Raw genomic sequence first — 20,580 nt, forward strand, 5'->3', positions numbered from 1 at the left:
TCTGCCGCGCTTCAGCCGACCTGGAAGGAGTGACCGCAGCCGCAGCGCGACGCCTCCTGCGGGTTCAGGAACTTGAAGCCCTGGTGCATGAGCTTCTTCTCCCAGTCGAGCGCCGAGCCGGCCAGGTAGATGATGCTCTTCTTGTCGCAGTGCACCCGGACCTTCGCCTTGCCTTCGTCGGCGAACTCCATCACCAGGTCGCCGTTGCGCGGCGGCTTGTCGTCGAACTCGATGACGTACGAGAACCCCGAGCACCCACCACCACGAATCCCCACCCGGATCGCCGCATCGGGCGTCCCGCGCTTGGCGAGCTGACCCCGCATCGCCTCCACGGCGGCGGGGGTGACCACCAGCGAGCGCTTCGGCTTCTGCTCTGCGCTGGCGGTCGTCGTGGTCGTTTCGTCGGTCGTCGTCATAACTTCTCCTGCGTGGGCCTCGGCCGTCGCGGGGGCGCTCCGGTCGTTCCTGGAGGTTGCCGTCTCCGCCGCGCCCACCGCGCTCACTCCCCGCGCGCCCCGGCGGCTTCGCCGTCGGCCTTGGCCTCGGGCTCCCCCGCCAGCGCACGCCGCGCCGTTTGCTTCGTCCTGAAGTCGGAGATCGCGCTCTTGATCGCGTCCTCCGCGAGGACCGAGCAGTGGATCTTCACCGGCGGCAGGTTCAGCTCCTCGGCGATCATGCTGTTCTTGATCGTCTCGGCCTCGTCCACCGTCTTGCCCTTCAGCCACTCCGTCGCGAGCGACGACGAAGCGATGGCCGAGCCGCAGCCGAAGGTTTTGAACTTCGCATCCTCGATGATGCCGTCCTTCACCTTGATCTGGAGCCGCATCACGTCACCGCAGGCCGGCGCGCCGACGAGACCGGTCCCCACCTCGGGATCGTCCTTGTCGAGAGCGCCCACGTTCCGGGGGTTCTCGTAGTGCTCGATGACTTTCTCGCTGTATGCCATGGCTGCTCTCGATTCTTCCTTGGCTATCGCCGTTGAATTCTAGCATCCGCGCGGGCGGATCGCGGCTCTCAGTGCGCCGCCCACTGCACGCTGCTCAGATCGATCCCCTCCTTGAACATCTCGTAGAGGGGTGACATCTCACGCAGCTTCTTCACCTTGCCGATCACCAGATCGGCCACGTAATCGATCTCTTCCTCGGTGTTGAACCGGCCGATGCCGAACCGGATCGACGAGTGAGCGAGATCGTCGCCCACGCCCATCGCATGCAGCACGTACGAGGGTTCCAGGCTCGCGCTGGTGCAAGCCGACCCGCTGGAGACGGCGACATCCTTGATCGCCATCATCAGCGCCTCGCCCTCCACGAAGCTGAACGACACGTTCAGGTTGCCGGGAAGACGGGATTTCATCGACCCGTTCACCCGCAGCTCGTCCAGCTCCTTCATCAGCCGCAGGCGCAGCCGCTCACGGAGCCCGAAGAGCTTGTGCGACTCGGCCTCGCCCTCCTGGATCAGGATTTCTGCCGCCTTGGCGAAGCCCACGATGCCAGGCACGTTCAGCGTGCCCGAGCGCATCCCGAACTCGTGGCCGCCGCCGTCCATCTGTGCCGTCAGACGCACGCGCGGCTTCGAGCGGCGCACGTAGAGGCAGCCCACGCCCTTCGGCCCGTAGATCTTGTGGGCCGTCACGCTTGCCAGGTCGACGTTCATCTTCTCCACGTCGAATGGCACCTTGCCGATCCCCTGCACCGCGTCGGAGTGCAGCAGCACCCCCCGCGCGCGGGTGATCTTGCCGATCTCCGCGATCGGCTGCACCGAGCCCACCTCGTTGTTGGCGAGCATCACCGACACGAGCAGCGTCCGGTCGGTGATCGCCTTCGCCACATCGTCGGGATCCACCAGGCCGTCCTTGTCGACGTTCAGGTAGGTCACCTCGTAGCCCTGCTTCTCCAGCCGCTTGCAGGTGTCGAGGATCGCCTTGTGCTCCACCACCGTCGTGATGATGTGGTTGCCCTTCTCCTTGTAGAACTCGGCAACGCCCTTCAGCGCCAGGTTGTCGCTCTCCGTGGCGCCGGAGGTGAAGACGATCTCCTTCGGGTTCGACGCACCGATCAGCTTCGCGATCGTCTCGCGCGCCTTCGACACGGCCTCCTCTGCCGTCCAGCCGTAGGCGTGGCTGCGGCTCGCCGCGTTGCCGAACTTCCCCGAGAAGTACGGCAGCATGGCCTCGAGCACCCGCGGATCGACCGGCGTCGTCGCGTGATTGTCCATGTAGATGGGGAACTGAATGGCCATGATCGTCTCTCGGTTCAGCGGGGGAGGTTCGGTGCGCGGCGGCCGTTGCCGCCGTGAATTCCTGCGACCAGCTCCGGCTGGGTCTGGGCCGCGTCGTGGTGGTTGCAGCGTGAGCACGAGACGACGATCTCCGTCGGGTCGCAGCTCTCGCACGTATCGAGGTAGGCCAGGCTCGCCTGGAGCTCACGCTCCAGCCCTGACAGGTGGGCGATCTGAGCCCGCGTCTCTTCCAGCTTCTGCTGGTACACCGTCCGCACGTGCGCCATGCCGACCGGCGCGGAGGGGCTCGACTCCCAGTGACTCACGATCTGCTGGATCTGCGACAGCGACAGGCCCAGATCGTGGAGCTTGCTGATCCAGCGGACCCGCTTCAGCGCCCCCTCGTCATAGAGGCGGTAACGCCCCTTGGAGCGCGCGTGCGGCCGGAGCAGGCCCAGTTCCTCGTAGTGGTGGATGGCCCTGACGGTCTTCCCCGTCGCCTTTGCCAGGTCTCCGACCTGGAAGAGCCGCTCTTCTTCGCCGCCGCAAGACTCGCCCTGCCCGTCACCACGGCCGGCCGTCGGATCCGTCCGAGTCTCCGGCGGACCTGCCGTCGGACCGAGATCCTGGGCGAGAGGGAGGTGGTGGCGCTGCGACATCGCTCTTGGAGTCTAACCCTTACGTATGCGTTAGGGTTGCGCGAGTCATAGGCGCCGTCGTCGAACTTGTCAACACGCCTGGATCCAGGGCTATCCAGTGAGTCCACCTGTCCAGGTTTCACGGAAGAGCCTGCCTGTAATGAAGGGAGACCGCGTCCTTGACGGAGGCGCAGCGACTCGTGTTCCTTTGTCGGGAGGGGACAACATCTGGGCCCCCCAGGAGGCCAGGGACGGCTAGTCGATGAGCCTCGAACAGTACAGGGGTCAATGTCTGGAAAAGCTCCAGTGGGCGCTCGGCCTGCTCGAGATCCAGGCAGACGCAGGACGTCTCGAGCCTGTGGCCGAGCTCATCGTGCAGACGATGACGGGGCCATGGCGTTACTTCCATACGCCCGATCACATCTTCGAGGTCGGCGGCACGGACGACCCCATCGAGGTTCTCGCCGCGCTTTTCCACGACATCGTGTACGTGCAGGTCGACCGAGGCATCCACTTCAACCTTGCCGTCTACCTGACGCCTTACATCGAGCAAGACGACGAGCGGCTTCGCATCCGTGAAGCCTCGGATCTCCCGGCGGACGATGAAGGGCTCGCCCTGATCCTCGATCTCTTCAACTTCGCGCCAGGCCAGGTCCTCTCTCCGTTCGGCGGGCAGAACGAGCTGCTCAGCGCCATGGTGGCCGTCAAGGTCATGCGCCCCTGGCTCTCGCTGCGCCTCCTGGCACAGGTGGTGGCCTGCATCGAGGCGACCATCCCGTTCCGTCGCGTGAACGATCAAGGGCTGACCTCGAGCGAGGCGCTCTGCGCGCGTCTGCGCACGGCGAGCCAGCGCTTCCGCCTGGGTCTCGGCGAGCCGGAGATCCTCGAAGCCGTCATTCGCAGCGTCCGCCTCGCCAACCGTGACGTCGGAGGCTTCGGCGACACCAGCGCGTGCTTCCTCGACAACACCTGGAGCTTGCTCCCCGAGACGAACCCTCACTTCAAGAACCCGCACAGCTACACCGCGCGCGAGTACCGCACGTCGCTCCAGAAGACGGCTGGCTTCCTGGAGTCCCTCGTCCCTTCGATCATCTTTCGCCGCTTCCACGGGGAGCCGGACGAGGCGACCTACAACGCGCTCGTCGCCCGGGCCGACCACAATCTCGCCGTGGGCCGGCTGTATCTCTGGACCAAGCTGGTGACGATGGCGCTCCTCGAAGCGATCTCCCATCGCCTCGGACCGGACGTCCCGCTCACCCTGCTGCTCGGCCAGCTCCCCACCGCAGGGGCGCCTTCGGGGCGTCTCGCCGATCTCCTCCCGCCGCCATCGCGTCCTCGCTCACCCGAGGGAGCCGTCGAGGACGAGGTGTTCGACCTCCTCGACAAAGGTCGCAGCCGCGAGTCCACGTACGACCTGCGCAACTCGCCCATGTCGGTGTTCCTCGTCCACGCGATCGGCTTCGACGGGATCCGACGCGAGCTACCGAGAGCGCAGGCGTTCTTCGCCGGCACGCTGGCCGCGGAGGCCTACTTGAAGGACGGACCTCAGGCCGCGATCGACATCTTGGTCCAGGGGATTGCCGAGCTCTTCGTGCGCCGGAAGCAGGCGGTCACCTGCGCCGGCTGCACGTGAGCTGATGTGAAGAGCGAATCGATCAGAGCCGGCCGGCCTTGGCCTCACCGATCCAGCGCTTGATCTCCTGATCGATCACCTCGATCGCCTTGCCCTTGAACGGACGCAGCAAGAAGGGCACGTCGAGATCCATCTCGATCTTGCCAGGGCTCAATTCGAACGCGCCCTTCAGCTGGATTCCCTTGGCCGAGAATCCGACCTCGGCGCGCTTCTCCGAGGACCAGTTCAGGGTCGGATTGTAGTCAGCGAAGCGGTCCTTGTAGGACGAGAAAGCCTTGTCGGTGACGCGGCGAGCGGTCTCCGGGTCCAGGTCATGGTTAACGACATGCTTCATGCAGCGCAGCATAGCCAGGACGGCGGCCGCGCGCAGTCGGGCTGGGCCGGACACACGCCTGAGACGTCATGTTTTTTCCAGTAGTGACGCACCCAGACAGGTCGAGTGTCCCAGTTTGCCCCAGTGTTCAACGACGTTTCAGCGCTGGTGAGCTGGCTGTGGTGCCGGACTTCACTCACCGCGTCGTGCGCGTTGCCTATGCGACGGAGGGAGAGGGCGCAGGGGAGAGCGCCTGCCTGCGCTCTGGCATCGCTTCGGTCGGCGACAACGTCGCCTCGGGCACCAGCTCCGACAGCGCGCGCCTCACGGCCGCATCATCGTTCGCCTCTGCGGCTGCACGCAAGCCAGCGAGCCCACGCTCCAGCCGCTCTCGCCCCACCGGCTGGATCCTTCCCACGCGGATCTTGGGATGTGGCGTTCGCGCATACCGCTCGTCGTCGAGCAGCAGCTCCTCGAACAGCTTCTCGCCAGGGCGCAGCCCGACGAACTCGATCTTCACATCCACGTCCGGCGTCAGCCCCGACAGCTCGATCATGTCCCTCGCCAGGTCGACGATCCGCACTGGCTCTCCCATGTCGAGCACGAAGATCTCGCTCCGCTCCGCGAGGGCGCCTGCCTGCAGCACGAGCTGCGTCGCCTCGGGGATGGTCATGAAGTAGCGCCGCATCTCCGGGTGCGTCACCGTCACCGGACCGCCACGCGCGATCTGCTCGCGGAACAGCGGCACCACGCTCCCCGTCGAGGCCAGCACGTTCCCGAACCGCACCGTCACGTACCGCGTCTTGCTCGTCTCGGCGCGTGTCTGCAGCGCCATCTCTGCCACACGCTTCGTCGCCCCCATGATCGACGTCGGGTTCACCGCCTTGTCCGTCGAGATCATCACGAAGGTGTCTGCCCCTGCCGCGTGCGCCGCATCGGCTACCGAAAGCGTGCCGAACACGTTGTTCTTCACCGCCTCCTGGCTGTTCACCTCCATCATCGGCACGTGCTTGTGCGCCGCGGCGTGCATCACCACTTCCGGCCGGTAGCGCCGGAACACCGCGTCCAGCCGCCCGCGATCGGTGATGTCACACACGACGGGGACGATGCTCGCCTCCGGAAACCGCTGCCGCAGCTCCCGCTCCATGAAGTAGAGCCCGTTCTCGCTGTGGTCGAGGAGCAAGAGCCGCTTCGGGGCGAAGCGCAGCGTCTGACGGCACAGCTCCCCACCGATGCTCCCGCCGGCGCCGGTCACCAGCACCGTGCGTCCTTCCAGGAACCCTTCGACCTGTTCCACGTGGAGGCTCACCGGCGCCCGTCGCAACAGATCCTCGATCGCCACCTCTCGGATCGTCGCCACCCCGAAGTCCTGGATCCGCTCCGTGATGCTCGGCACCGTCCGCACGGGCACCTCGAGCTTCTGGCAGGCCCGCACGATGTCCCGCGTCCGGGAGCCCTCCACCGTCGGCATCGCCAGCAGCACGAGCTTCACCTCACGCTCCACGATCACCCGACGCAGCGTCGCCTCGTCGGCCGCTCCCAGCACCCGAACGTCGCGCACCATCGCCCCGCGCTTCATCGGGTCGTCGTCGAGGAAGCCGCACACCTCCCAGCGGCGATCCGACATCCGCTGGATGTCGCGCAGCAGGCTCTCTCCCGCGTCACCTGCGCCGAGGATCAGCGTCTGCAGCGCGTCCGGATGCCGCGTCCGCCCTTGCCGTTGCTCGTAGGCCAGGCGGATGGCGAACCGCAGCCCCCCCACCAGCACGATCGACGCCAGCCACTCACCGACGTACAGCGAGCGCGGCATGGGCACGCCGAGCATGGTCGCCAGCACCACGAACGCCACCGAGCCCGCCGTGGTCGTCTTGATCAGGCTCGAGAGCTCCGGCAACCCCGCGTAGCGCCACAGCCCATGAAACAGGCTCCCCGCGTAGAACGCGACCACCCTGCACCCGAGCAGCAGCGCCAGCGCAAAGGGCCAGGTCCGCGCGAACGGATCGGGGATGGGCCCGCCCTCGAAGCGGAGTTGCAAGGCCAGATGGAACGCCGCGCTCCACAGCAGCGCGTGAACCATCACGATCGCCGCTCGTCGGAGGATGCTGGAGCTCCAGGCTTTCTTCATGAGACGAGTCGCGGAGACTCTGATGCGCCGTCACGTCGTGGCGTTCATGCGCGCGTCGAGCCAGCGGCCCGGTGGGGACCCTCACCGGATGGGGTTCAAGGAAGTGGCCCCTCGCAGAACGGCCGGAAGATACCCCGTCGGCGAGCGCAGCGCCCCTTTCTCCGCGCGTTTCTGGACATGGCCTGCGCCGCGCACCGTCCAGTCGACAGCCGGCGACCGCCCGACGTGAACGTTTGCGAACTGCGAGCAGGCGGGGTTCAATCGCGAGGTCGGGGGTAACGTGCGACCAGGACAGCGATCAGCGCGCGGCGGTGGTGAAGCCCGCCGCCGACAAGCGGCCGCTGCGGCCTGGACCCTGGCGATCCCCGTCGTCGGGTCCGTACTGGCCATCGGGGCCGTTCACACCCCGGTTCTCCTCGCCGTATCGCTCTGCGTCCTCGGCGCCGTCGCCCAGTGCCTTCACCTTCGCGACCGACCTGCCCGCACGCCGACACCCGTCTTCGTTCTCCTCGCCCTTGCCGCCGTCTGTCTCCTCCAGACCATCCCCCTCCCGCTGGCCTGGCTCGAGCGCATCTCCCCCACCACCGCCGACGTCTGGTCGCGCGCCTTCCTCCCCTTCGGAGAGCCTCCTCCCCTGCGCGCTCCCCTCTCCCTCGACCCGAGCGCTTCCCTCGTCCAGGCCCTCGCCTGGGCCACCTACGCCGGCGTCTTTCATGCCGCGGCGGCCGTCTCCAGCCGGCGCGGCGCGGCCTGGGGCATCACCCTCGTCTTCGCCAGCGCCTCTGCTGCGGCCCTCACCACCCTCACCCACGGCCTCGCTGGCGCCACCCAGGTCTTCGGCCTCTACACCCCGCAGTTCCCTGCCGCGCCCTGGCATGTCGGCCCCCTCCTCAACCCCAACAACCTCGCCGGCTACCTCGACCTCGGCACCTTCTGCGGCGTCGGCCTCTACCTCATGCGCCGCCCCCTGCTCCCGCGCTGGCTCGTGGGGGCTGGCATCGCCCTCCTCGTCGCCATCACCATCACCAGCGCCTCGCGCGCGGGCCTCGCCGTCCTCCCCATCGGCGCCGCCCTCCTCGTCGCCCTCCTCTCTCGCCGCACCACCCGCGGCCAGGCCGACGTACCAGCGCCCCGCCGCGCCCTCCTCGGCCTCGCCCTCGTCGCCCTCGGCGGTGGCGCTGCCCTCGCCGTTCTCGGCAGCTCCAGCATGATCTGGCTCGAGCTTGGTGAACGCGACACCAGCAAACTCGACCTCTTCCGCTCCATCCTTCCCATGCTCCGCGACTACCCCTGGCTCGGTGTCGGCCGGGGCGCGTTCGAGAGCGTCTACCCTGCGTACCGCGCCGCCCCTGGAAACGTCGTCTTCACCCACGCCGAGAACTTCCTCCTCCAGTGGGCGGCCGAGTGGGGCCTCCCCATCGCCCTTGCCGCCCTCCTGGCCCTCGTCTGGGCCTTGCGACCCAGCCGCCTCGGTGTCCCTCGCAGCGCTGCCGCCACCGGCGCCTGGGTGGGCGTCGTCGTCCTGCTCCTCCAGAACCTCGCCGACCTCGCCCTCGAAGTGCCCGCCATCCCCATCGCGATTGCTACCGTCCTCGGCTCCCTGTGGGGCGACGGCCGACGCCGCGGCGCACCGGCGCGCGCGACCTCGTCGGACGAATGGCCGACCCACGCGCTCGCCTGGAGACGCCCCGCCTCCCTCATCGCCCTCGGCCTCGCAGGCCTCGCCCTCGCCACGCTCGTCGCCCTGCGCGGCGGCCCCGACCTCGACACCGACCGCGCGAGCGCACGCGCGTCACTCACCACCTGGAAACCCGGTCAGCCCCTCGAACCCGTCCTCCAGCACCTGCGAGAGGCCACCCTGCGCCACCCCGCCGACCCGTACTTCCCCCTCCTCGGCGCCTCGCTCGCCTGGCAGTCCGAGCGCGACAACCCCATCCCCTGGCTCCAGCGCACCCTCGAACGCTCCCAGCGCAACGGCCGCGCCCACCTGCTCCTTGCCGACGTGCTCGCCGACCGCGGCGCCCGCAGCCAGGCGCTCCTCGAACTCCGCTTCGCCGTCGAAGACGACCTCGAACTCGTCAGCGCCGCCGCCCTGCGCGCCATCCGCTGGACCCGCTCCTGGAGCGAACTCGAGCGCGCCGCCCCCGAAGGCAAGCAAGGCGCGCCCCTCATCGCTGCCCTCGCGCGCTACCTCGATCGACCTGGCGAAGAGGAGCAACGCCTGCATGCCGCCCGCGAAGCCCTTCGTCGTGACCCGGGCGCCATCGATCCTCGCTGGGTCCTCGGCGACCTCTTGATCGGCACCCTCGACGGCCGCCCTGTCGGCGGCCTCTGCGAAGGCGCCCAGCGCGCGGGCTGTGGCGAGGACATCGAGGCCCATGCCCGCGCCATCGAAGTCGCGTCCCGCCGCTCCTTCCTCGCTCCTGACCTGCGCGCCCGCTGGCTCATGGCCGAAGGCCGCCCCGCCCAGGCCGAGCAACTCCTCGCCGAAGCCTGCAACCGCGTCACCGAGCGGGCTCCTTGCCTCAAGCTGCGCGTCCGCGCGGCTGCGCTCGCCGACCTTCCCCCCCGCCTCGCCGCTGCCACCCGCGATCTCCTGGGCGAAGCGTGCGGCCCCCCCACCTCGTGCGCTCAGGCCGCCACCTGGCTCGGTGACCTCATGGCCTCACGCAAGGCCTGGGGGACCTCCCTCGCGCATTACGAGCGCGCCGTCGTCGAAGAGCCCACCGAAGCCCGCTGGGAAAAGCTTGCCGAGTCCGCCATCGCAGCGGGATCGCTCGTCCGCGCCGTCGAGGCGCTCGACAAGGTCCTGCGCGCCCGAGGCGGCCACGACCCGGCCCTCGAAGCCCGCATCACGAGCCTCAAAGCCAGGGCCGCCGGAAACCTTCTCCTGACACCATGACGTGGGTCTCGCGCGCCTGACCCGACCACGCCCGTCGCGTCCGCCGACCTTCCCTCCGCAGGAAACTCTCCGCGCACCGCGAGCCCTCCGTCAGCGCGCCTTCCTCCAGGTGATTGCCATTCCCCTCGCTCCGACACACATCTCCGTCGCCAGGGGAATCCCTCCACCCGTGCCGAATCCAGCAATGCCAGGCCTCTCTTCACATATCCGACTCGCCAGCGCCCCGACCGCGCATTCTGACGAAATACCCGATGAAAGGCGCGCGCATTCCCGGGTCGCTCGCGTCGACCTCGCTGGCTGCTTTGACGCTCGGGACATGCTGGGCTCCGAATTGAGCACGCGCCGGACGGAGACCCGATCTAGCGCCGACGGGTCAGCCCATTATGTTTACGATAGAGCGACGCTATCGCTCGCGCGGCCGTCGTGCAGGGAGCCACCACGCACCCTGCACGATGGCGTCCGGGAGCAGGCGCCCCGAAGGCGCACTGCATTGGAATGGGGGATCAGACCATGACAAGAATCAACGGCCTCGTTTTGCGCAGCTCTCTCTGTGCTGCAGCCTTTGGCGCCACCCTCGCCGTCGGCAGCTCGGCCATGGCGCACTCGATTGAGCCCGAGCAGCGACTGGAGTGTGGACAAGGCATCTACTCCGACGACGGCCGCTCTTACTTCGGCCTCCAGAACGACGGCAACCTCATCCTCTCCCGGGGAGGCCGCTCGATGTGGACCAGCAACACCCGCGGCCTGAACATCCGCTATGGCCTCATGCAGGGCGACGGCAACTTCGTGCTCTTCGATCACCACAACCGAGCCCGGTGGTCGACCGGCACCTTCGGGCATCCCGGCGCGTACCTCAACCTTCTCGACGACGGCAACGTCTTCCTCTACGGAGCCCGAGAGACCCTCTGGTCGAGCTACACCGAGCAGGCCAACGTCTCCTGCGGTGACGTGATCACCCTTCGTCCAGGCGGCATGCTGTACCCGGGGCATCACCTCTACACGGGCGACAGGGGGTACTCCCTCGGGCTGCTCAATGAGGGAGGCCTCTGTCTCCATGGGCGAGGAGGCCGCTCCCTGTGGTCGACCGGCGCCTTCAACCGCCCCATCCAGTACGCGACGATGCTGAATGACGGCAACTTCGTCGTCATCGATCGGTTCGGTCAGGATGTCTGGTCGACCGGGACCGCCGGCTACCCCGACGCCTACCTCGAGGTCGGGTGCAATGGCAATGCGGCCATCTACAACCCTGGCCGGCCCATCTGGTCCCTCAACCGCGGCAGCTGGATGAATGGATGGAACCGCGGCTGGTGAGTCGATCTGGCTCGGCGCAACGACGAAGCGCTGGTTGCAGCGCGCACCGTCACGATGGACGGCTGGACGCATGCCAGCGTGACTGCTGATGACGACCGGAGCGCCTCACCCTCATCCGGTCGAGCGCGCTCCGTTCACGTGAGCCCGGGCCCCGAGAGACCATTCTCGTCTCAATCACCCGGATCCCTGGGCTCCACCCCTCTCCCCTGGCGGGGAACCCTCCCGCTCCGCCAGGGGAGACCTCTCCCTCGCACGGCGGTTTTCGCACCGAAGTCCCAACCCATCGCGTCGAGAGGCGCCGGCCCGAGCGCCTCCTCCTCACCAGCGCTCCGCGCACTCCGCGCGCTGTACAACCCGATCCCGCTGTGAAACGCTCCCCGCCGTGAACCTCTCCCAGCGCGCGCCTTCCATGTCCCGCGCGCAGTGGCGCATGCTCTTCGCCGTCTGGGTCACCTACGGCGCCTTCTACGCATGCCGCGTCAACATCGGCCCGGCCCGCACCCAGATCGAGCGCAGCCTCGCCATCGACCCGCTCGAAATGGGCCTGGTCCTCGGCGCATTGAAGGTCGGCTATGCCCTCGGCCAGCTCGTCAATGGCCAGCTCGCCGAACGCTTCGGCCCCAGGCGCATCCTCCTCTTCGGCATGCTCGGCTCCGTCACGGCCTGCCTTCTCTTTTCCCAGGCCGCGCCTATGGCCGACGCCCTCGGCCCGTCGCTCCCCCTCCTCGCCAGCGCCGTCAACCGCACCGTCCAGTTCTTCTCCACGCGGAGCCCCCTCACCCCCATTGCTGCGCTCCTCGTCGTCCTCTGGTTCCTGAACGGCTACTTCCAGGCCGGCGGCTGGCCTCCCACCGTCAAGATCATGGCCAGCTGGTTCACCCCGACCCAGCGCGGCCGCATGATGGGCGTCGTCGGCACCAGCTACCAGCTCGGCTCGGCCCTCACCATCATCGCCTCCGGCGCCCTCGTCACCGCCTTCGCCGACTGGCGCGCCGCCTTCGTCCTCCCCGCCGCCGTCCTCGCCCTCGCCGCCCTCCACGCCGCCTTCAAGATCCGTGAGCGCCCCGAGCCCGGCGAAGCCCCCGCCATCGACGAATCGCTCCCCCCTGCGACCGTCGAGCGCCGCCCCCTCCTCGAGACCCTCTGGATCACCTTCGCCAACCCGCGCATCTGGGTCCTCGCCCTCGCCCTCTTCGGCCTCGACATCGTCCGCTACGGCTTCCTCGACTGGGCCCCTGGCCACCTCGAAGCCCTCCACGGCTCCGGCGTCTTCCTCGCCGCCCTCAAGGTCGCCGTCTTCCCCCTCGCCGGCGCCGTCGGCGCCCTCGCCTCGGGCTGGATCACCGACCGCTACTTCCAGTCCCGCCGCGCCCCGATGATCGCCGCCTCCCTCTTCCTCGTCGGCCTGCTCACGCTGACCTACGAACGCATCGCCCCCCTCGGCGCCGCGCCCACCATCGCGTGCCTCGCCGCCATCGGCTTCTTCCTTTACGGCGCCCAGATCCTCCTCGTCGGCACCGCCGCCCAGGACTTCGCCCGCAAGCGCACCACGGCCGCCGCGGCCGGCTTCGTCGACTTCATGGGCTACATGGGCGCCTTTGCGGGCGACATGGCCACCGGCTGGTTCCTGAAGCACCGCGACTTCCACGCCGCCATCCGCTTCTGGGCCGCCGCCGCCCTCGTCGCTGCCGTCCTTGCCGCGACCCTCTGGAACGCGCGACCTCGCACGAACGACGACGCCCTCGCCACCTGAGCTGCACCGTGAGGGGGCCCGGCCCCGTGTGCGTCGGCTCCACGCCGACAGCACACTGACCCTACGCCGAGTCCGTCGTCGTGCGACCTCCGGGGAACCTCAACCCTCCAGCCGGATCGACACCCCGTGCGTCTCGAAAAGCCCATGCTCGGCGAACCGACCCACCTCCCGGAACGCGATGCTCACCACGGCCCCGGCTTGCCAGTAGGGGTATCCCTGCTCATTGCTCCACCGCCCGACCACGCAGCCCTTCGGCGAGAGCAGCTTGAACTCCAGGTTGTCGAACCCCTCGTCGCTCGCGAGCCTCGCATCCACGGGGAGCGACAGACCCTCCCGGTACGGCCCTGCATACACGGACGCCAGCATCCGGTTCGAGAACACCACGAACACCGCGTCCTCCTCGACCCCCGGGTTCTCTTCCAGCGCGAACCGGAAGTGCACCATCCCCCGCCGCTCCGCGCCGACCTCGTAGCGCGGCGTCGCCTCGACATCCGCCACCTCGGCGCTCCACGCCGCTGCCTCGAACCTCTGAAATCCCATGAAGCGCGCTCCCTTGCTCAGCTGCCGCGTGGCTTGAACTCGCGGAGGTTGCCGCTCAGGCCCTTCGGCGTCTCCGCTGCCGTCGGCAAGGTCCGCCCACCCCCCTTGCGCCACAGCGCATACCCGTTCGTCCCTTCCTTGACCGTGGCACTGCCAAAACCGAAGACCCCACCCGCAGCGAGGCCGGGGTGGGGGAGCGCCTCGTGCTCGTCCGGGATGTCGATGATGCTCCCTTCCTGCGTCTTGCGCGCCTCCTTCAAGGCGCTCGAGATCTTCTCGGAGTCGCTCGGATCCCGCAGCACGTTGCCGTAGAAGGTTCGCTTCAGGTAGGCGAACACGCTCACCTTGAACCGGTCGGCCATCTTCTGCGCGAGGCTCGCCTCCGGTTTCGCCTCCGCGTCGTTGTTGAAGGACTCCCACAGGGTCGAATTGCCCGTGCGACAGGCATACGACGTGATCCGCCCCTGTGGGTCGAAGATGTCCGCATTCATGGCCGAGACCTGGCTCTCGGTCACGTCCACCGCAGGGCTCGCATTGTAATTGAGGGCAATCTTGCCGGGCACCCCGTGGCAGAAGAACGCCACGTAATGGAGCAGCAGCTTCCCCGAGCGCCCCCCGACCTCGATCCGCGGCCGGTCATTGAACAGCTTCACGACATCCGCGGAGCTGTTCAGGACCACGAGCCGGTAGCCATACTGATCTTTCAGCGTCTCCAGCGGCAGCTTCTCGGGTCGCACATAGCCGACATCGACGTATGCGATCGTCTTCCTGTCGCCCTGCCGGTACGTGTTCGACAGCGCGAGCCGGTAGCCCGCTGCGATGAACATCATCTTCAGCCAGAAGCTGTCGTACTGCATCTCGGAGCCGATCAGGATCACGTTCTCCCGGAACGTCGGCTCGGGGCACGGCTCGACGACGCCTGGCGCTTGCGTCCCCGCTTGCGGCCCCGAGCTTCCCTCCTGGCGGAGCGTCTCGACCTGTTCCTCGCTGATGCGCATCCCTCACTCCTCGACCCGACGTGACCGAGCAGCTTCACCCTGCAGCCCCTCCGAGCACGGAGCCTTCAGGAGCCACGCCCATCCTACCCAGGCGGCACGACGAAGGTCACCCTGGTTCCGCGCAGCTTCTTTCCGGGATGAGGAGATCAGGGGATGCGGCGAGCCGACGGGACCGACGAGGCGTGGGAGGCCTCGTCGTCTCGTCCTGGTGAGCTGGGCGCGGTGGCGGGATGGGCTCGTCGGGATGAGCTCAGAACCGCAGCTTCTTCTTCACCGCGGCAGCAGCCTTGGGCTGCCGGGCCGCCGGCGCCTGGGCCAGGCTCGGCATGAAGCTGAAGTCCGAGGTCCATGTCGGCTTCGGCTCCGCCTTGGTCGACGCGACGGTGGCATACGCGTGGCAATCGGTGCAGGTCTTCCCCTGCACATAGGTTTCCATCGTCGTATTGGCGACCGGCAAGTTGCCGTCCGAGGTCATGCCAGCGAGCCGCGAGGGCGCTGGCTGGGGCACGGCTGAATCATTGATCGGTGATGCCGACCAGATCACGTTCACCAGCTCGTAGTATTGCCAGACCGATTTCGGATTGGCCTCGGCAATGGCCGCCTGAGCGAGCCGATTCACGCTCTGCACATTGCTCGGCAAGACCTTCTCTCGCGTCACCTGGATCGGCACCGGCCCTGGGCAGCCCTCCCCCAGGTAGTAGGGCGGACTCTGGTTCGCCGTGCAGCCCACGGTCACCGGCGACGTCATGTCCTTGGCCAGGCAGTCCTTCGGCACCGAGACCTGCTTCGGCTGACAGCTCTGGCTGTAGAAGTTGTACCCGCCCGGCGGTGTGTTCGCCGGGTTGGGAGGGCTCTCCGCGGGCACATTGTCCTTGTGCTCGAACGTCGCCCACACCCACGTGTTCTGCGACTTCGTCTTGTGCAGGATGTGCAGCCCCACCAGCGCCAGCGTCGTCGTCCGGCACTTCCCGTTGGCCGCGTCCATCACGATGGCGTCCACCGTCTTGTAGCGTGACCAGCGCGCGTGCTCCGGGTGGTCCACCTCCATCCAGGCGCCCTTCAGCTCGATCGCGCCGATCGGCCCATCGGCGTGCTTGCTTCCTGCAGGCAGCGTCAGCGCTTTCCCATTCCCACCCGCCACCCACGCCGCTTGCTTGTCGGCGTTGAAGAACTGGTGCTCCGGGGCCACGATGCTGTCGTACAGGTCCTTGTTCAGGCGCACCTCGTACCAGAGGCTCGTCCCGTTCTGTGCCCCGAGCCAGGCCGGCCCCTCCATCGGCGCCGCCTGGTCCGACGAGCCCGCCATGAACCCGGGGTGGAACTTGGTCACCATCTGCACCAGCCGCGGAGGCTTCTTCCCTGCGGTCGAGACCTTCGCTTGCAGCGCGCAGCTCGCCGGGATCTCCGGCTGAGACCCGAAGGCCGGCGGGGTCGCCCCATCGGCCAGGAACAGCATCGTCGGGTCCTGGTACGTCTGCCACACGACCGGCCCCGTATCGTCGGGATTGCCGAACGCCGACGCCTTCACCTCCGTGTTCGCTTCCGTGCTCCCGGGCGCAGCCGGCCAGCTCAGCGAGATCAGCTCCCACCACGCGAAGCAGTTCGCGTTCGTCTGGTTCGCGAAGATCGGCGAGTCCCCCGGGATCCCGGGACTGATCGGGACGGTGAGGTTCCCGCACAGGAACGTCGGCGCCTCGCTCGACGCGGCGCTCACGACACCCGCCCCCCCCGAAGGCTCCGCTGGCGCTTGCGCCAGTGTCGCCGACCGGGGTGCGGGCAGCGTGCGCGGCTGCGGCTCACAGGCGCCCCCGAGCGCGACGAGCGCAAGGCCCGTCGAGGCGGCGAGATGCGTCTTCATGGCTGCGCGCATGGCCGCCCTCTCAGCCTTCCGACGCCTGGTCTGCGCTCTTGCCGATCGTGCCCGCCTGGACGACCTTCAGCAGCGCCGGCATCGGGATCCCTTCCCCCCCGCCGACGTTCCTGACCGTCATGGAGTGCAGCCCTGGCCTTGCCGTCGGCGCCACGTTCACCACCACCTGGAGCGCTTGCACCGTGCTCGGGTACGAGTTCCCCGGGATCGCGTACGTGACGTTCGACATCGCCGGTCTGCTTCCCGTCGCCGCCACCTTCACCTGGATGTCGGGGTCGTCGGTGCTGATGAGCGGCAGCTCCCCCCTCGGCCCGAGCTTCGCCCCGTCCACCGTGAGCACCATGGTCATCTGCTGCGCGCCACGCTCCACGATCGGCGCGATGAACGTGGTGTTGCTCGCCAGGCTCATCTCCACCCCCACGACCGTCCGGATGGTCCGGTCGTAGTAGGCCCAGAACACGTCGCCGTGGAAGAGCTGCAACGGCTGCGGCAGCGCATCCGCGGGCGCCTTCGGCCTCACGCAGGCCTCCCGCTTCGGCACGGGCGCGGAGAACGCGCTCGCGTTCAGGTGCATCTGGAACGTCTGCGCGATCTGCCCGCCCCACTGGATCGGCTTGCCGTCGATGGTGATGTCCGAGACCGTGAACCCAGCCCCCTCGGGCACCTCGAAGCGTGCGTGAACGATGAAGTTCCCGGGCAGCGCCTTCCCGTCAGGGCCAGTCAGCGTGCTCGTCCCGCGCACGATGGTCCAGAACTTCGATGGGTCGATCCCGTTCGGCGCCCTGAAGCGCGCCCACGTCGGCGTCTGGATGTAGAGCCCTGCCGGGTTGGTCAGGGTGACCTTGTTGCCGAGCCCGACGAGCGAGTAGACGCTGAAGCCGATGTTCGGATCGCTGTTCCGGTTGGGCTGCCCGTACTGAGAGCAGCAGATCAGCTCCGCGGCGTTGTCGTCGTGATCGATCCGCTGCACCGTCGCGGCCCCACCGAGCCCCATCTCCGTCTGCAAGCTGTTCGGCGTGCTGGTCAGGTGGATGGCGCCTCCCCTGTCGTTCGTCGCTTCCGGTCCGTTGTTCCAGCGGTTCAGCGGGTCGTACGCGGGCCGCCCCGTCGATGGGTCGATGACGGCCTTGCCGTTCTCGTCCTTCAGGTACAGGTCATCGATCCGGATCGACTTCCCGAGCAGCGTCTCGTACAGCCGGTGCACGGCCGCCGGGTCGATCAACCACAGCGTGTACCAGTACTCGGGGTTCTCGCAGGTGAAGTCGACCCGGGTGATCTGCCCTTTCGCATTCCGCGTGACGGCCCACTCGCAGTACTCGTCCTGCCACCCGCGCGGACCATAAGGGCCATAGGCTTGTTTCGAGGTCGACGAGGCATCGCACGGATCCGAGGTGATCTGCGGGAACGTCTGCTTGTGCCCATTCCCGTCGGTGTAATGCCCCGTGTCTGCAAGCTCGAGCTGCTGCTCGGCCGAGAGCTGCCTCTGGAAGTAGTACTGAATGCGCCCTGGAAACGCGTTCCACTCCACCGCCGCGACCTGGACCGATCCGGTCGGCGTGGTCTCCTGCGGGTTGTAGTACCAGTCCTGATACGACGCCCCGATCACGTTCCACGGATTGCCGAGGATCGCCTGCTGCGTGAATCCACCGAGGTTGTCGTTCCACTGCGCGTCGAGCGCATCCTGCTTTCGCGGCTGGTCCGAGAAGTCCTTGAGATCGGCGGGAGGTAGAAAACGGAAGCCGTTGCCCGTGGTCATGGTCGTCCCTCTGGCTGTCGATGACAGCCCCGTTGCTGGGTTGGGGCGCAGCGCCGTGGTGCAGGACGAGCGACTCCGGTGACCGCGCAGGCGCGCGACTCCGAAGCCCCTCACCGAGGCCCTCCACGCCCGGCGTGCCCCTCAGCAGGGCCCGTGCCAGACGATGGCCAGCAGCTTCCTGGCGTCCTGAACGTCGGCCTCGTGCCGCCTCGTTTGGATTGTTGCCTCGGAATTGCGCTGCCACCCCCTCTCCAGGGCAGCAGCGCACTGCCCGAGAGGACATGACCGCTTCCCGACGGGACGCGACCGACGCCTCACGACATCCGACTGCTTCACGCCGAGACGCGAGCGCTTCTCGACGGGACACGGCCACGACCCGAGAGGGCACGACCACGGCTGGAGTGACGTGCCGACCCCCCGAAACCGTCGTAGGGTCCCCGGCGACCCGCAACCGACAGGAGCCTCACCCCATGGCCGACGTGAAGACCCGCCGCATCGTCCTCGCCTCCCGCCCCCAGGGCGCGCCCACCCCGGAGAACTTCCGCCTCGAAGAAGCCCCTCTCCCTCAGCCCGCCGAAGGCCAGCTCCTCCTGAAGGTCCTCTACCTCTCGCTCGACCCGTACATGCGCGGCCGCATGAGCGCCGCCAGGTCCTACACCAACCCCACCGAGCTCGGCGACGTCATGCCCGCCGGCACCGTCGCCGAGGTCATCGCCTCCCGGCACCCCGACCACGCCGTCGGCGACATCGTGCTCTCGTACGCCGGCTGGCAAACCCACGCCCTTTCCGATGGCACCGGCCTGCGCAAGCTCGACCCCACCTTTGCCCCCCTCTCCACCGCCCTCGGCGTGCTCGGCATGCCCGGCTTCACCGCGTACGCCGGCCTCCTGACCATCGGCCGCCCCAGGGCAGGCGAGACCCTCGTCGTCGCCGCCGCCAGCGGCCCCGTGGGCTCCGCCGTCGGACAGATCGCCAAGCTCAAGGGCGCTCGCGCCATCGGCATCGCCGGCGGCCCCGAGAAATGCGCCTTCGTGCGCGACGAACTCGGCTTCGACGTCGCCCTCGACCACAAGGCCCCCGACTTCCCCGAGCAGCTCGCCAAGGCGTGCCCCGAGGGCGTCGACATCTACTTCGAGAACGTCAGCGGCAAGGTCTGGGACGCCGTCTTCCCCCTCTTCAACGAGTTCGCGCGCATCCCCGTCTGCGGCCTCATCGCCAGCTACAACGCCACGGGCCCCTTCGAAGGCCCTGACCGCCTCCCGCACCTCATGCGTGACATCCTCTCGAAGAGCCTCACCCTGCGCGGCTTCATCCAGCGCGAGTTCGTCGCCGAGCAGTTCCCCGACTTCCTCCGCGACATGAGCACCTGGATCCGCGACGGCCGCGTCCGCTACCGCGAAGACATCGTCGATGGCCTGGAGAACGCCCCCGAAGCCTTCATCGGCCTCCTCCAGGGCAAGAACTTCGGCAAGCTCGTCGTGCGCCTCGGCCAGCCCTCCTGAGCGCGCCAGCGCCAGCCCTTTCGCTCCAGCCCTCCCCCCATGACCCCGTACCTCCCCTCCCTCCTCGGCGGCATGCTCATCGGCCTCTCCGCCGCCTTGTTGCTCCTCCTCAACGGCCGCATCGCCGGCATCAGCGGCATCCTCGGCAGCCTCCTCCGCCGCAAACCCGACGACACCCGCACCACCCACCTCGCCTTCCTCGCCGGCCTCCTCGCGGGCCCCTGGCTCTACCGCCTCGCCACCGGCGACTTCCCCCGGGTTCGCATCGACGCCCCGCTCGCCACCCTCGCCGTCGCCGGCCTCCTCGTCGGCTTCGGCGCACGCCTCGGCTCCGGCTGCACCAGCGGCCATGGCGTCGCCGGTCTCGCGCGCCTCTCGCGCCGCTCCCTCGTCGCCGTCGCCACCTTCCTGAGCGTCGGCATCCTGACCGCCACCCTCCTCAGCACCCTCGGCGCATGACCCCCGCCCAGCCCCTCGCACGCCTCCTCGCCGCCCTCGCTTCCGGCCTCCTCTTCGGCCTCGGCCTCTCCCTCTCCGGCATGCTCGACCCCGCCCGCGTCCGCGGCTTCCTCGCCATCGCACCTGGCTGGGACCCGAGCCTCATGTTCGTGCTCGGCGGCGCCGTCACCGTCTCCGCCCTCGGCTACCAGCTCGCGCGCCGCCTCTCCCAGCCAGCGTTCGACCGCACCTTCCACCTCCCCACCCGCACCACCATCGACCGCAAGCTCGTCCTCGGCTCTGCCCTCTTCGGCCTCGGCTGGGGCCTTGCCGGCCTCTGCCCAGGCCCGGCCGTCGCCTCCCTCGTCCTCGGCCTCCGCCCCACCTTGCTCTTCGTCGGCACCATGCTCCTCGGCATGCTGGTCCACGCCTTCCTCTTCGAGCGAACCGACGCCCCGAAACCCTCGTCCGACGCGAAGCCGCCCGCCTCCGACCCTGCACTTCGCGCCGAGTGAACCCGCCCGCGCCGACGCTGCCCTGTCGCTCATCGACCCCAAGGCCCACCGAGATCCGTGTTCCAATGC

General features: G+C 68.3%; 17 protein-coding genes. 7 read left to right on the forward strand and 10 right to left on the reverse strand.

Annotated elements, in window-relative coordinates:
• Positions 1–11 precede the first annotated feature (11 nt).
• The 4 genes from CMC5_RS08195 to CMC5_RS08210 all read right to left on the reverse strand — a co-directional run bounded on the left by CMC5_RS08195 (position 12) and on the right by CMC5_RS08210 (position 2,876).
• Entirely contained in the window at positions 12–416 is a 405-nt protein-coding gene (locus tag CMC5_RS08195) for a HesB/IscA family protein (protein WP_063796239.1), read from the reverse strand.
• 83 nt (positions 417–499) lie between these two features.
• Entirely contained in the window at positions 500–946 is a 447-nt protein-coding gene (iscU, locus tag CMC5_RS08200) for a Fe-S cluster assembly scaffold IscU (RefSeq protein WP_050429871.1), read from the reverse strand.
• Between the two features lie 68 nt (positions 947–1,014).
• Entirely contained in the window at positions 1,015–2,232 is a 1,218-nt protein-coding gene (locus CMC5_RS08205; RefSeq protein ID WP_179955532.1) for an IscS subfamily cysteine desulfurase, read from the reverse strand.
• 20 nt (positions 2,233–2,252) lie between these two features.
• Positions 2,253–2,876: a MerR family transcriptional regulator gene (locus tag CMC5_RS08210; protein WP_050429873.1), complete on the reverse strand. Its 624-nt coding sequence runs from the start codon at positions 2,874–2,876 to the stop codon at positions 2,253–2,255.
• A 241-nt stretch (positions 2,877–3,117) separates the two neighbouring features.
• On the opposite strand from CMC5_RS08210, the gene CMC5_RS08215 reads away from it, so the two are divergent.
• Positions 3,118–4,488, forward strand: coding sequence for a hypothetical protein (locus CMC5_RS08215; protein ID WP_050429874.1), 1,371 nt, complete (start codon positions 3,118–3,120; stop codon positions 4,486–4,488).
• Between the two features lie 22 nt (positions 4,489–4,510).
• Here the strand turns inward: CMC5_RS08215 and CMC5_RS08220 are convergent, their stop codons facing one another.
• Both CMC5_RS08220 and CMC5_RS08225 read right to left on the reverse strand, forming a co-directional pair.
• A complete protein-coding gene (locus tag CMC5_RS08220) occupies positions 4,511–4,876 on the reverse strand; it encodes a polyhydroxyalkanoic acid system family protein (protein WP_245678349.1) in 366 nt (121 codons plus the stop codon).
• Positions 4,877–5,018: 142 nt separating this feature from the next.
• Positions 5,019–6,926 carry a polysaccharide biosynthesis protein gene (locus CMC5_RS08225; protein WP_245678350.1) on the reverse strand — a complete coding sequence of 636 codons (1,908 nt, stop codon included), beginning with the start codon at positions 6,924–6,926 and terminating at the stop codon, positions 5,019–5,021.
• 280 nt (positions 6,927–7,206) lie between these two features.
• Between CMC5_RS08225 and CMC5_RS08230 the strand changes: the two genes are divergently transcribed.
• The 3 genes from CMC5_RS08230 to CMC5_RS08240 all read left to right on the forward strand — a co-directional run bounded on the left by CMC5_RS08230 (position 7,207) and on the right by CMC5_RS08240 (position 12,892).
• A complete protein-coding gene (locus CMC5_RS08230) occupies positions 7,207–9,828 on the forward strand; it encodes an O-antigen ligase family protein (protein ID WP_050429875.1) in 2,622 nt (873 codons plus the stop codon).
• A 510-nt stretch (positions 9,829–10,338) separates the two neighbouring features.
• Positions 10,339–11,139, forward strand: a complete 801-nt coding sequence (locus CMC5_RS08235) for a hypothetical protein (protein ID WP_169796481.1) — start codon at positions 10,339–10,341, stop codon at positions 11,137–11,139.
• A 382-nt stretch (positions 11,140–11,521) separates the two neighbouring features.
• Positions 11,522–12,892, forward strand: coding sequence for an MFS transporter (locus CMC5_RS08240; RefSeq protein ID WP_050429877.1), 1,371 nt, complete (start codon positions 11,522–11,524; stop codon positions 12,890–12,892).
• A gap of 99 nt (positions 12,893–12,991) precedes the next feature.
• Here the strand turns inward: CMC5_RS08240 and CMC5_RS08245 are convergent, their stop codons facing one another.
• The 4 genes from CMC5_RS08245 to CMC5_RS08260 form a co-directional block, all read right to left on the reverse strand.
• Positions 12,992–13,432 (reverse strand): hypothetical protein, encoded by a 441-nt coding sequence (locus CMC5_RS08245; RefSeq protein ID WP_050429878.1) that lies wholly within the window; start codon positions 13,430–13,432, stop codon positions 12,992–12,994.
• A gap of 17 nt (positions 13,433–13,449) precedes the next feature.
• Positions 13,450–14,430: a hypothetical protein gene (locus CMC5_RS08250; protein ID WP_050429879.1), complete on the reverse strand. Its 981-nt coding sequence runs from the start codon at positions 14,428–14,430 to the stop codon at positions 13,450–13,452.
• Positions 14,431–14,680: 250 nt separating this feature from the next.
• Positions 14,681–16,288 carry a cytochrome c family protein gene (locus tag CMC5_RS08255; protein ID WP_156338354.1) on the reverse strand — a complete coding sequence of 536 codons (1,608 nt, stop codon included), beginning with the start codon at positions 16,286–16,288 and terminating at the stop codon, positions 14,681–14,683.
• Between the two features lie 22 nt (positions 16,289–16,310).
• Complete coding sequence (locus CMC5_RS08260) at positions 16,311–18,056, reverse strand: hypothetical protein (protein ID WP_050429881.1); 1,746 nt, start codon at positions 18,054–18,056, stop codon at positions 16,311–16,313.
• A 470-nt stretch (positions 18,057–18,526) separates the two neighbouring features.
• Here CMC5_RS08260 and CMC5_RS08265 point away from each other — a divergent pair, with 470 nt between their 5' ends.
• The 3 genes from CMC5_RS08265 to CMC5_RS08275 are packed head-to-tail and all read left to right on the forward strand — an operon-like array spanning position 18,527 to position 20,511.
• The gene (locus tag CMC5_RS08265; RefSeq protein ID WP_050429882.1) at positions 18,527–19,558 is read left to right on the forward strand and encodes an NADP-dependent oxidoreductase; all 1,032 of its coding nucleotides are present in this window, start codon (positions 18,527–18,529) and stop codon (positions 19,556–19,558) included.
• Between the two features lie 39 nt (positions 19,559–19,597).
• Positions 19,598–20,017, forward strand: coding sequence for a YeeE/YedE family protein (locus CMC5_RS08270; RefSeq protein WP_050429883.1), 420 nt, complete (start codon positions 19,598–19,600; stop codon positions 20,015–20,017).
• Positions 20,014–20,511 (forward strand): YeeE/YedE family protein, encoded by a 498-nt coding sequence (locus CMC5_RS08275; protein WP_050429884.1) that lies wholly within the window; start codon positions 20,014–20,016, stop codon positions 20,509–20,511. The genes CMC5_RS08270 and CMC5_RS08275 overlap by 4 nt, the downstream gene beginning before the upstream one ends.
• Positions 20,512–20,580 lie beyond the last annotated feature (69 nt).

The sequence above is a fragment of the Chondromyces crocatus genome, assembly GCF_001189295.1.
GTDB classification, from domain to species: domain Bacteria; phylum Myxococcota_A; class Polyangia; order Polyangiales; family Polyangiaceae; genus Chondromyces; species Chondromyces crocatus.